Consider the following 11,936-nt stretch of genomic DNA (forward strand, 5'->3'; position numbering starts at 1 on the left):
GGGGGTTCCTGGCACGGGGAAGAAAGCGTAGTTCAGCGACCCGAGCCGCGCAGTGCCAGCTTCACGCGCTGTTCGAGCAGGTTCCACCGTGTCGAAACCTCACTTGCTACGCAGCCACCATAGGTCTGTCCTACGAAGAAGCCCTGTTCGGCCCGGTTTCGGCAGTCGAACACAGGTGGCGCCGCCAGGACGGCGAGCACAGCACCGGCAATCGCCGCGGCGCTGGCAAGGATGCCGAACAGCCAGGCCAGTTGCGAGCCGTGGGTTCTCCTTACCCTGTCAGCAGGACCGGTTTCCGTTCCATCGGTGAGATCACGGAACGGCGCATCCGCATCGGGGCGACGGTCGCGAATGATCTCCCGGACGGATTTGCTCGCTGGCCGTGTCACACGTCATCCCCTGGAAGGATCGCGGCGCATAGTGAGACGCGCGGTACTGAAGGAAGGTTGAAGGCGACCCATCCCCGCCGACTTTACCTTGGTGACAAGCCAAAAAGCCGGGCTTGAGCCCGCTCCATGTTTGGGCAACATGCACGGCATCGGCTTGGTGGACCAGGCCCGATCACGGCGGGATTTCAGATGTCGGCACCCAGTCCAGAATCCCGCGATCCGGTTCCGTCCAAACCGGGAACCGGCCGCGCCGTCGGCGAAGTCGCCACCGATGGCGCCCTGTCCCGCCTCGGCATCCGCTTCACCGTCTGGGCCGAGCGCTGGTTTCCCGACGCGTTCATCTTCGTGGCCATCGCGGTGGTCATCGTGGCCCTCGGGGCGCTGGCCAACGGCGTGCCCGCGATGACGGTGGCCAAGAGCTTCGGTGACGGGTTCTGGAGCTTGATCCCCTTCACCATGCAGATGGCCTTCGTCACCATCGGCGGCTACGTGGTGGCGACGGCGCCGCCGGTGCAGCGGCTGATCGACCGGCTCGCCCTCGTGCCGAAGACAGGTCGGGGCGCGGTCGGCTTCGTGGCGGCGGCGACGATGCTGTCGTCGTTTCTGAGCTGGGGCCTCAGCCTGATCTTCGGCGGCCTTCTCGCCCGCGCGCTCGCCCGCCGCACCGAACTTCGCATGGATTACCGGGCCGCCGGTGCCGCGGCCTATCTCGGGCTCGGCGCCACCTGGGCCATGGGGCTCAGCTCATCGGCCGCCCAGCTCCAGGCCAATCCGAAGAGCTTGCCGCCGAGCCTGCTGCCGATCACCGGCGTGATCCCGTTCAGCGAGACGATCTTCCTCTGGCAGTCGATGCTGATCGCCCTGATCCTCTTCGTGATCTCGATCATCATCGCCTATGTCTCGGCGCCGCAGCCCGCCACCGCCGTGACGGCCGACGATCTCGGCCTCGACGTCTCGCGCGACAAGCCGGACGAGTCTCGGCCGCAGCAGCCCTCGGAATGGCTGGAGCATTCGCCGATCCTGACCCTGCTCCTCGTCATCATCGCCGCCGGCTGGCTCTACCAGGAATTCGCGCGCCAATCCTGGATCACCGCGATCTCCAACCTCAACACCTACAACCTGCTCTTCCTCACCCTCGGCCTGCTGCTGCATTGGCGGCCGCGGAACTTCCTCGCCTCCGTGGCGAAGGCGGTGCCGGCCACCGCCGGCGTGCTGATCCAGTTCCCCCTCTACGCGGCGATCAGCGCCATGCTGACCAACGCGAAGAACGCGGGCGGTACCTCGGTCTCGGATGTCATCACTCACGCGTTCGTGGCGCTGAACACCACGGGCAGCTTCCCGATTTCCATGGGCGTCTATTCGGCGGTGCTCGGCTTCTTCGTGCCGTCGGGCGGCGGCAAATGGCTGCTGGAAGCGCCCTACGTCATGCAGGCGGCCAACGAGCTGCAAGTCCATCTCGGCTGGGCCGTGATGATCTACAACGCCGCCGAAGCGCTGCCGAACCTGATCAACCCGTTCTGGATGCTGCCGCTTCTCGGCATTCTCGGCCTCAAGGCCCGCGACATCGTCGGGTTCAGCTTCCTGCAGCTCATCATCCATCTGCCGGTGGTACTGTTCCTGCTCTGGGCGCTGGCCTTCACGCTCACCTACCACCCTCCGGTGATGCCGTAGGGGGCAGCCTGTTCCTCGGGCCTGACCCAACTATGTGGCGCGAGCCCGCCGATCTACCGCATAGGACGAGGGGCGGGCTTTCAAGGGCGTCCCTGCGGCGGGCCGCCCATGGCGATCACGCCGGCATCGGCGAGGCCCCTGGCCTCGTCGGCGGCCGAGGCCACGAGCGAGAAACTGACCGGCCGCAGCGGACCGCTGTCATGGCCGGTTTCGCCCTCGGACCAGGAGCTGACGGATATCGGCGTGAACGCATCCGCCATACCGCTGCTCGTCAGACCCTCGGCGCGGGCGCGCGCATCGACGCGTTGCAGGAAGCCATCGCTCGGTACGCCAAGGCGCATTGGCCGGGCGTCCGGCTCGGCCTGCCAGACCGTACGGATGAGGCAATGCCGGCCGTGTCCGTCCTGCCCCCAGGATGCGACGTAGCGCGGCGACAAAAGCTCCACCGCCTTCTCCCGGTCCGGTGCACGGCGCGGGATGGTGTCGATCGCCTCACGCGAGGCGGGCCGCGTAGCGAGCCCCTGGAACGGCGTGCGGCCATGGCGGATATAACCGAGGCAATCCTCGAAGATGATCCGCATCACCAGCGGCTCGTTCTCCTCGATCGGCGCGGCGCGGACGGGGATGGCCGCGAGGCAGGCGGCGAACAGAATCCAGGGTTTCAGCAAGCGATCCTCCCTCCGGCGCGGGGGGTGAGAGAGCGTATACCATCACCCCCGCAGGCCGATGGCGACGGTGATCTAGAAGGCGGTCACGGCGAACCGGTGCGTCAGCGCCGCTCCGTGATCAGGGCGGTGGTAACGCGGGTGAACGGGATCTCGCTGTAGCCTGTCGTCCCGATCCATTCGGATGCCCGGCCTATGGCGTGGAGCATTCAATATTGCCGACTTCGCCCTGCCGGTGATGACTGATCCTTTCGTCTGAGCGCCGAGATTTCATGCCCCGCCCATCGGGGTTGGGCACTCGCGGAGGATGATTCCGCGCCGTCCCCTCATTGGGCGAACACCTCGATTCCGTGAAGGAGGCCATCAGGGATAAAGCGTCGAGGGCGCCGAAAACTGCAGGCAAAGACCAGATTTCTGAGAAATACTTTTATAAATCAAGTATATATTCCGTTATTGCCTGTCTTCCTGCAAAAGGCTAGGCTAGTCATGCAGCTCGATCCTCGTTGGAGAATGCGAAGGAAAGGAACGTCATGACGTATGTAATGGGCACGGGTCAGGCCGATCTCATAGATTACAGCACGGGTGTGACTGACGAGAAAGACTATATTCTCGGCTACAGTGGCAACGACGTAATCTACGGTCGAGGCGGGGATGATACCATTTTTGGCGACTCCGATTCGGCAACGAATTATATCGGCAGCGACACCCTCTATGGCGGCGGTGGCAACGATCTGCTGATCGGAGATAACGGCGTCGACACGCTCTACGGCGGGTCTGGCGATGACCGGTTCGTCATGCGCTACGACTTGTTCATCGACGACGTTCATGGCCAGTCGGGTACCGATACCCTCGCGTTCTTTGCTTTCGACCGAGCCGCCAACGTCAATCTGAGCCAGAAGTCTTATTTCATCGTCGGCGGTGAAGAAGGCAAGCAAACCGTCTCCGGCGTCGAGAATGTCAGTGGGACCGACCAGAACGATAAGCTTACGGGCGATGCCGCCAACAATCTCCTGAGCGGCAACATCGGGGACGATCAACTCAATGGCGGTGCCGGCAACGACACGCTTCAGGGTGGGGACGGGGTGGACCGGGTCGTGGGCGCCAGCGGCGACGATGTCCTTTCGGGGGATGGCTCGTCGGACAAACTGTTCGGGGGCGAAGGGAAGGACGTACTGAACGGCGGGTCAAGCGCCGACATCCTGTTCGGCGACGCCGGCAACGACTCGCTCCTAGGCGATGACGGCAATGACATGCTGATCGGCGGGACCGGCAACGACAGACTGACCGGCGGCGCCGGCCGCGATACCTTCGTTTTCGATCGGCTCACGGGCAAGGACGTCATCACCGACTTCAGCCCCGGATCGGGCTCGCCCGACGTCATTCGCCTGGAGAAGGATGTGCTGGGCTCCTTTGCCGCCGTGGTCTCTCACGCCGAGAACACCAGCGCCGGCGTCGTCATTCAGTATGACGAGGGCAGCATCAGGCTCGCCGGCCTGCAGGTCGCGGATCTGCACGCGACCGATTTCCTGTTCGCCTGAGTCCCACCCGAAGAACTTCCGTTTTGCTCTTGGGTTCGGAACGAGAGCCGTGTGTGAACCGGAATTTTTTCGAGGTACCGCAAGGACCGGGTGCCACTCCGATCCGCCCCTCGATCTTGGACGAACGCGCCCAGGGTCGAGGTGTCGCTAGGATCGGATTGCGGGCGTGTGCTGGCCAAGTGGACCCTGTCGGGTCCGCGACGGAACGAAAGCGGCCAATGCCGCGACCAGCCAGCCGGCCATCAGGATGACGCCGCCAGTCGGCGCGGCCATCGGAAAGAGCGGAATGCCCTTCAGGGCACGCAAGGATAGATCACAGGAGAACAGCGCGAGTCCGATCACCAGGGCGGCAGCAGCGACCCGGGTCGTGAGGCGGTGAGTGATCCCGGTAGCCGTCAGGGCCACGAGTGCGATGATGGCGGGCGCGTGGAACAGCAGAAACTGCGCCGCCGTCTTCAGGCTGTCGGCCCCGGGGATATGGGCCGCGGCCGCGCTAGCGGCGACGCCGAGCAGGCCGGCGAGCGCGCCGAGAGCAAGGAGGGCGCGGTCGAAGCCGGTCATGCGCCGCGCTCGGCCAGGATCCGGGCGACGCTCGCCCGTAGTTCCGGCACGCCACGGTCGTCGCGGCTGGATGTGATCAGGATCTCAGGGTAGGCCGCCGGGCGTTTGGCGATGGCGGAGCGGATGCCGGCAATGCGCGCATCGACTTCGGCCTTCTTCAGGGCATCGCCCTTGGTCAGGACGATCTGATAGCTCACGGCGGCCTTGTCGAGCCCGTCGAGCACGTCGGTATCGATGCTCTTCAATCCGTGGCGGGAATCGATCAGCATGAAGACGCGGGCGAGATTGGCGCGACCCTTGAGGTAGTCGTGGATCAAGTCGGTCCAGGCCTCGACCTTGGTCTTCTCCACGGCCGCGTAGCCGTAGCCGGGCATGTCCACCAGGGTCAGTCGCCCGCCGATATCGAAGAAGTTGAGTTGCTGCGTCCGGCCCGGCGTATGCGACGTCCGCGCCAGGGTATTGCGGCCGGTCAGTGCGTTGACGAGGCTCGACTTGCCGACATTGGAGCGCCCGGCAAAGGCGATCTCGACGCCCTTCATCGGCGGCAGCGCGGCGACGTTCGGCGCGGAGGATAGGAAATCAGCCACTCCCGCGAACAGCAGGCGGCCGGATTCGAGGAGGGCTGCGTCGGCTTCGGGCTCGGTCATCATGGTCTCCGGCTGAGAGAGGGAAACGTGACGTGTCCCACCATCGACCTCATCCTGAGGTGCCGCGAAGCGGCCTCGAAGGAGGCGTCCAGAAACCGCGTCGGGTCCTGGAGGCCTCTTTCGAGGCCTCCGCTTCGCTCCGGCGTCTCGTGATGAGGAGCCGGGGTGGTCTCGTTGGGAAGAACGCTAAGCCTAGCTCTTGGCCGGTGCGTTCTTGTCGGCGGGCTTCTTCTTGAACATCCCGCCGAGGTTGTCCCACAACTCCACCTTCACGCCGTTACGGCGCATGATGACGTATTGCTGGATGACCGAGAGGGTGTTGTTCCAGGCCCAGTAGATCACCAGGCCGGCCGGGAACGAGCCGAGCATGAAGGTGAACACGATGGGCATGAAGGTGAAGATCTGCGCCTGGACCGGGTCCGGCGGCGCGGGGTTCATCTTCATCTGGATGAACATCGTGATGCCCATCACGATCGGCCAGATGCCGAGATGGATGAAGTCCGGGGCGGCGAAGGGCAGGAGCCCGAACAGGTTCAGGATGTTCGTCGGATCGGGGGCGGCGAGATCTTGGATCCAGCCGAAGAACGGCGCATGCCGCATCTCGATGGTGATGAACAGGACCTTGTAGAGCGCGAAGAAGACCGGGATCTGGATCAGCACCGGCCAGCAGCCGGCGACCGGGTTGATCTTCTCCTTCTTGTACAGCTCCATCATCGCCTGTTGCTGCTTCATCTTGTCGTCGCCGTAGCGCTCGCGGATCGAGGCCATCTCCGGCTGCACGGCCTTCATCTTGGCCATGGACTGGTACGACTTGTTGGCGATCGGCAGGAACAGCAGCTTCAGGCAGAAGGTCACCACCAGGATCGACACGCCGAAATTGCCGAACAGATGGAAGAAGAAGTCCAACGCGCGGAACATTGGCTTGGTGATGAAGTGGAACCAGCCCCAGTCGATCATCAGATCGAACTGCTTGATGCCGAGATCCTTCTGGTAGCCGTTGATCGTGTTGACTTCCTTGGCACCGGCGAAGAGCTGCTGGGTCGACGTCACGGTCGCGCCCGGCTCGACGCTGCGGCCATCGCCACGCACGCTGGCCTGATAGACCTTGGTGGCACCGTCGGTGCGTTCGGTGAAGCTGCCGGTATAGGGGGTGGCCTGGTCCGGGATCGTGGCCGCGGCCCAGTACTTGTCGGTGATGCCGACGAAGCCGCCACTCACGTTCGCCCAGGCCTTGCCCTTGGTGCCGGCATTGCCGAGCGCCGGCTCCTTGGCAACGTGATCGTAGGTGTATTCCTGCAGGCCGTCGGCGCCGAGGACGCCGATCATGCCCTCATGCAGCACGTAATAGCCCTGCGTCGTCGGCTTGCCCCAGCGCGAGACCAGCCCATACGGATACAGCGTGACGGCGTTCGCCCCCTTGTTCTCGACCTCGTCGCGGATCGTGAACATGAACTTGTCGTCGACGGCGATGACGCGCTTGAACAGCAGGCCTGCGCCGTTGTCGTAGGTGAGGGTCAGAGGCTTTGCCGGCGTCAGCGCGGCGGCATCGGCGGTCCACACCGTATCGCCGGTGGGGAGGGGCCCGGTATTCTGGCCGACCCAGCCGAATTCCGCATAATACGGGTTCGCGCTACCGGTGGGCGAGAGCAGCACGATGCGCGGGCTCGAATCGCTCACGGTCTCGTGGTAGCCCTTGAGCGAGACGTCATCGACGCGGCCACCCTTCAGGGCGATCGAACCGGCCAGGGCCGGGGTGTCGATGGCCACGCGCGGGGAACGGGCCAGGGCCGCCTCGCGGCTCTCCACCGATACGGCCGCGTTCGGCAGGGTGCCCGGAACGGGAGCCGAGGGACCGCCTTCCGCCGGGCTCGCCGAGGGAGCGCCGGTCGGATTGGCGGCCTGGGCAGCAGCCTTGTTCTGAAGCTCGGCCTGACGCTGCTGCTCCACGCGGGGGGCGGCGATGAAGTAGTTCCACCCGAGCAGGACCGCCAGCGACAAGGCGATCGCGACGATCATGTTCGTCTTGTCATTACCCATCGAGAGATCCGTCGCGTGTGTTCGAAGGAGGGGAGGCGTCGAAGGCTCCGCTCGCCGCGCGAGGCATCGACGGCGCCTCGTGCTGCAGGGGCGCATCGGCCGCATGATGGCAGGATGGTGTCGGGTCGCCGCGAACCGGGCCTTTCACGGCATCGGCCGGGTTGGCCGCGCCGGAGCGACCTTTCCCACGTCCGGGGCGGTTCTTCTGGCCCTGCTGCCTGCCGTCACTCGGCTTGATCACCGCGCCAACGGAACGGCGCAGATCGGCGACCAGCGTGTCGAAAGGCGCATGCAGAGCGGGGCGACGGGCCACGAGCACGATATCGGCCTCGGCGGACGGCAACTCGGCTGCTGCGCGCTTCACGGCATCGCGCAATCGGCGGCGGATGCGGTTGCGCTCCGTCGCGTGACCGACCCGCTTGGTGATCGTGAAGCCGATGCGAAGTCCATCGACCGCCGCGCTCTCCGAGGTAGCAGGCACAGGCGTGCCGGCCGCATGACGCAGCCGGCCTTGGGCACTCATGAGCTCGGTGTGAAAACGGCGCCCTCCCGCAGCAGCGAGAAAGTCCGGTCTCCGCTTCAGCCGTCCGATCGTCGACACTGCCGGTTCGATCCTGCGGCCAAGGGGCGAGGTCATCGCTTGGGCAAGCCTCGGGTTGATCAAGGCCTACCCCAGCGGACTACGCCGCCGGGGCGCCGAGAAATCAGGCCGAGAGCTTCTTGCGACCGTGCGAGCGGCGGGCAGCGATGACCTTGCGGCCGCCGGCCGTCGCCATGCGAGCGCGGAAGCCGTGGCGACGCTTACGCACGAGCTTGCTGGGCTGATAGGTTCTCTTCATGGCGCGATCTCCGATGGCCGAGGATCGATCCGGCTGGCTGCAGGAGCCCCACCGACATCTTCACTCGCCCTGAAATGTGTCTGCAAGCGCGAAGAGCGCCCACATGGGGCGCGGCAACGCGATGGCGCGGCTTATGGCGGAGAGGGGGGGCGAAGTCAATTCTGGCGCGGGCATTTCCCAGCGCCCGTTCTGTCGCCGGACCGTGTCCGTCCTTAGCCGGGCGTTAACCTTTTCAGCCTATGAAGAAATCATGTCCGGTTTTCCGGATGTGGGGCAGATTTCGGTCTGCCGCTGTTTTGATGCCTCTGTCGACTTCGCCAAAGCCGCCCCTCCGGGCGGCTTTTTTTTCGTTCCGCCGATTCGCGGAACGACGTCGCCAAATGCGGTTTCATCGGCACCAGTCCGGCTCATTAACGTTAATCTCCGGTCAACGGCGCGGGGCGGCACGTTCGGCGCTAGTGTTGCGCCTCTGGTCGCGAACGCACTGATCGTGTCTCAGATCGGGACAAAGCGGTCCGGTAGCGGCACAGGAGGCAGGATGAACGAGTTGGATGTCACCTTTCGCGACGAGCGGGACTGGGTCAACTTCGGCGACACGTATGTGAATTCCGAGGCCTTTCGAGTCCTGTTCCGCGAAGGCATGACCATGGTCGAAGAGGCCGCGGCCTATCTCGATGGCGATGGGCGCGAGGAATCGCGTCTGCTGTCGCGCGACAGCACCCTGTCCTATGCCAGCGAGAGCATGCGCCTGACCACCCGGTTGATGCAGATCGCGTCGTGGCTGCTGGTGCAGCGTGCCGTGTCGGAGGGCGAAATCACCCCCGCCCAGGCCCTCCAGGAGAAGACCCGCGTCCGTCTCGCGACACCGGAGACCTTCCGCGCCGAGACCTTCGTCACTCTCCCGGCCCGCCTTCAGGACCTCACCGTCCGCTCGCGCCGGCTCCACGCCCGCATCCTGCATCTCGACGGCCTCATCTCCGACGACCGCCCGACCCCGGTCTTCGGGGAAAGCCCCGTTGCCGCGCAGCAGGGTCTGCTGCGGAGCGCCTTCGGTACCGCCCACTGAAACAGGGTTGGGCTTCGATGGCCTGAAACGCGAAAGGGCGGCGCCTCGATGGCGCCGCCCTTTCGCGTTTCCAAAACCCTCCGCCGCCACCAACCGGTCGCGGCGGTCAGTTCGCTCGAATCACTTCTTGCCGAAGGACAGGGCGCCGAAGCGCGAGTTGAACCGCGAAACACGGCCGCCGCGATCAAGCATCTTCTGCTCGCCGCCAGTCCAGGCCGGGTGCGTATTCGGGTCGATGTCGAGGTTGAGGGTGTCGCCCTCCTTGCCGTAGGTCGACCGGGTCATGTAGTCGGACCCATCGGTCATCACGACCTTGATGAAATGGTAGTCGGGATGTTCGGTACCCTTGGCCTTGTCGGCCGCACTCTTTGCCATGACGAAATCCTTGAATAGCCACGCCGACCGGCCCGCCTGGCGGCCCGCGGCCTTAGATCACGCGCAATCGGATGAAGGCGGGCCTATACCCCACGTGCTTCTTCCGAACAAGCGGTCGGGCGCGGGAGATCGCCGGGACCGCTATTTTCTTGAAACCGATTCTGTGTCGGGGATGATGACGAGGCACGATGGCTCGCGGGCGTAAAAAGAATTCACAGGGCGAAGGCCCGGGCGGCAACGGTCGCGGCAAAGCTCCTCTCGGGTCGCTGAGGCCGCTGATTCCCTTCGCCTTGGTTTATCGCGGTCGCATCCTCGCGGCGTTCCTGTCGCTGCTTTCGGCCTCGGTTGCGACCCTCGTGGTGCCGATCGCCCTGCGCCGGGTGATCGACCACGGCTTCTCGCCCGAAGGCCACAGCGTCATCGACGCTTACTTCATGGCTCTGATCGGCGTGGTGTCGGTGCTCGCCCTGTCGAGTGCCGCCCGGTACTACACCGTGGTGACGCTGGGTGAGCGCGTGGTCGCGGACCTGCGCAGCGCGGTCTTCGCCCGCCTCACCATCCTCGATCCCGCCTTTTTCGACCGCACGCAATCGGGCGAGATCGTCTCCCGGCTCACCGCCGACGCGACCCAGGTCAAGGCCGTGTTCGGGGTCTCCATCTCGATCCTGCTGCGAAACGCCTTCCTGTTCGTCGGCGCGGTGGTGATGATGGTCATCACCAGTCCCAAACTGTCGATCCTGGTTCTCGTGGCGATCCCGCTCATCGTGTTCCCGCTGATCCTGTCCGGACGCGGCGTGCGGCGGCGTTCCCGCGCGGCGCAGGACCGGCTGGCCGACGCCTCGGCCTATGCGGCGGAGGCGATCGGGGCGATTCGCACCATGCAGGCCTTCGGCATGGGTCGCGCCACGGCGAAGCATTTCGGGCAGGCTTCCGAGAATGCCTATTCGGCCGCCCGTGACTCGGTGAAGGCGCGCGCCCTGCTCACCGGCGTCGCGATCTTCCTCATCTCCGCCAGCGTCGTCGGGGTGATGTGGTACGGCGCCCAAGGGGTGCTGGCCGGCACGATGACGGCGGGCCAGCTCTCGCAATTCGTGCTCTACGCGGTATTCGGCGCCAGCGCCCTGGGGCAGCTTTCAGAGGTCTACGGCGAACTCGCGCAGGCCGCCGGCGCCGCCGAGCGCCTTGGCGAGATTCTGGCCGCCGAGCCCGCGATCCGCGCACCCGCCGAGCCGAAACTCCTGCCGGTGCCGCCGCGCGGCGAGGTGGCCTTCGAATCGGTCCGCCTGACCTATCCGACCCGGCCGGAGCATCCCTCCCTCGACGGGATCAGCTTCCAGGTGGCGCATGGGGAGCGCGTCGCCCTCGTGGGGCCTTCGGGGGCGGGCAAGACCACGGTGCTGCAGGCGTTGCTGCGCTTCTACGATCCGCAATCCGGCATCGTGCGCGTCGATGGAATCGACATCGCCAGCGTCGATCCGGATGCCCTGCGCGAGCGCATGTCCCTCGTGCCGCAGGATCCCACTGTCTTCTCCGGCTCGGTGATCGAGAACATCCGCTACGGTCGCCCACGGGCGAGCGAGGCCGAGGTTCATCGCGCAGCGGAACTCGCCCATGCGGATGGCTTCATCCGCGCCCTGCCGCAGGGCTACGACACGCAGGTCGGCGAGCGCGGCGTCACGCTGTCCGGCGGTCAGCGCCAGCGTGTCGCCATTGCCCGCGCCATTCTCAAGGACGCGCCGATCCTGCTCCTCGACGAAGCGACCTCGGCCCTCGATGCCGAGAGCGAGCGCGCGGTGCAGACCGCGCTCGATACGCTCATGCGGGGGCGCACGACCCTGGTCATCGCCCATCGGCTGGCAACGATCCGCGCTGCCGACCGCATCCTCGTCCTCGACGGCGGCAGGATCGTCGAGACCGGAACGCATGAGAGCTTGCTGGCGCAGGGGGCGCTCTACGCGCAGCTGGCCGCCCTGCAATTCACCGACGCCCTCGATGAGACGGCGCGGGGGAAAGAACCGAAGACGAAGCGGTTCGCCCTGCCGGCCGAATAGGCGACAATGGGGGGAGGGGGCGTTGCGGGAAAGGCCCTCTCCACAGGCAAATGCGCCGGATGTGGTAATGGTAATGGACCGTGAACCGCGACTCGGG

At 65.5% G+C, this 11,936-nt stretch carries 12 protein-coding genes; 4 read left to right on the forward strand and 8 right to left on the reverse strand.

Annotated features, from left to right (window positions below; all coding sequences use genetic code 11):
- Positions 1–32: 32 nt before the first annotated feature.
- Positions 33–389, reverse strand: a complete 357-nt coding sequence (locus ACYQML_RS08455; protein WP_461235287.1) for a hypothetical protein — start codon at positions 387–389, stop codon at positions 33–35.
- A 189-nt stretch (positions 390–578) separates the two neighbouring features.
- Between ACYQML_RS08455 and ACYQML_RS08460 the strand changes: the two genes are divergently transcribed.
- The gene (locus tag ACYQML_RS08460) at positions 579–2,060 is read left to right on the forward strand and encodes a short-chain fatty acid transporter (protein WP_461235288.1); all 1,482 of its coding nucleotides are present in this window, start codon (positions 579–581) and stop codon (positions 2,058–2,060) included.
- Between the two features lie 80 nt (positions 2,061–2,140).
- Here the strand turns inward: ACYQML_RS08460 and ACYQML_RS08465 are convergent, their stop codons facing one another.
- Positions 2,141–2,728: a hypothetical protein gene (locus tag ACYQML_RS08465; protein WP_461235289.1), complete on the reverse strand. Its 588-nt coding sequence runs from the start codon at positions 2,726–2,728 to the stop codon at positions 2,141–2,143.
- Positions 2,729–3,255: 527 nt separating this feature from the next.
- Between ACYQML_RS08465 and ACYQML_RS08470 the strand changes: the two genes are divergently transcribed.
- Entirely contained in the window at positions 3,256–4,263 is a 1,008-nt protein-coding gene (locus ACYQML_RS08470) for a calcium-binding protein (RefSeq protein ID WP_461235290.1), read from the forward strand.
- Positions 4,264–4,410: 147 nt separating this feature from the next.
- On the opposite strand, the gene ACYQML_RS08475 is transcribed toward ACYQML_RS08470, so the two are convergent.
- The 5 genes from ACYQML_RS08475 to rpmH all read right to left on the reverse strand — a co-directional run bounded on the left by ACYQML_RS08475 (position 4,411) and on the right by rpmH (position 8,347).
- Positions 4,411–4,824 carry a DUF423 domain-containing protein gene (locus tag ACYQML_RS08475; RefSeq protein ID WP_461235291.1) on the reverse strand — a complete coding sequence of 138 codons (414 nt, stop codon included), beginning with the start codon at positions 4,822–4,824 and terminating at the stop codon, positions 4,411–4,413.
- Positions 4,821–5,471 (reverse strand): ribosome biogenesis GTP-binding protein YihA/YsxC, encoded by a 651-nt coding sequence (gene yihA / locus ACYQML_RS08480; protein WP_056432386.1) that lies wholly within the window; start codon positions 5,469–5,471, stop codon positions 4,821–4,823. Before yihA ends, ACYQML_RS08475 begins: the two co-directional genes overlap by 4 nt.
- Before the next feature lie 192 nt (positions 5,472–5,663).
- Entirely contained in the window at positions 5,664–7,508 is a 1,845-nt protein-coding gene (gene yidC / locus ACYQML_RS08485; protein ID WP_419951112.1) for a membrane protein insertase YidC, read from the reverse strand.
- On the reverse strand, positions 7,501–8,145 hold the full coding sequence (rnpA, locus tag ACYQML_RS08490) for a ribonuclease P protein component (protein ID WP_311274251.1): 645 nt from the start codon (positions 8,143–8,145) through the stop codon (positions 7,501–7,503). The genes yidC and rnpA overlap by 8 nt, the downstream gene beginning before the upstream one ends.
- 67 nt (positions 8,146–8,212) lie before the next feature.
- Positions 8,213–8,347, reverse strand: a complete 135-nt coding sequence (gene rpmH / locus ACYQML_RS08495; RefSeq protein WP_018045311.1) for a 50S ribosomal protein L34 — start codon at positions 8,345–8,347, stop codon at positions 8,213–8,215.
- Between the two features lie 538 nt (positions 8,348–8,885).
- On the opposite strand from rpmH, the gene rcdA reads away from it, so the two are divergent.
- Positions 8,886–9,413 carry a protease adaptor protein RcdA gene (rcdA, locus tag ACYQML_RS08500; RefSeq protein WP_056431783.1) on the forward strand — a complete coding sequence of 176 codons (528 nt, stop codon included), beginning with the start codon at positions 8,886–8,888 and terminating at the stop codon, positions 9,411–9,413.
- Between the two features lie 120 nt (positions 9,414–9,533).
- On the opposite strand, the gene rpmE is transcribed toward rcdA, so the two are convergent.
- Complete coding sequence (gene rpmE, locus ACYQML_RS08505) at positions 9,534–9,788, reverse strand: 50S ribosomal protein L31 (RefSeq protein ID WP_018045309.1); 255 nt, start codon at positions 9,786–9,788, stop codon at positions 9,534–9,536.
- Positions 9,789–9,976: 188 nt separating this feature from the next.
- On the opposite strand from rpmE, the gene ACYQML_RS08510 reads away from it, so the two are divergent.
- Positions 9,977–11,839 (forward strand): ABC transporter transmembrane domain-containing protein, encoded by a 1,863-nt coding sequence (locus ACYQML_RS08510; protein WP_461235292.1) that lies wholly within the window; start codon positions 9,977–9,979, stop codon positions 11,837–11,839.
- Positions 11,840–11,936: the final 97 nt, after the last annotated feature.

It is taken from the genome of Methylobacterium sp. CM6244 (assembly GCF_054817885.1).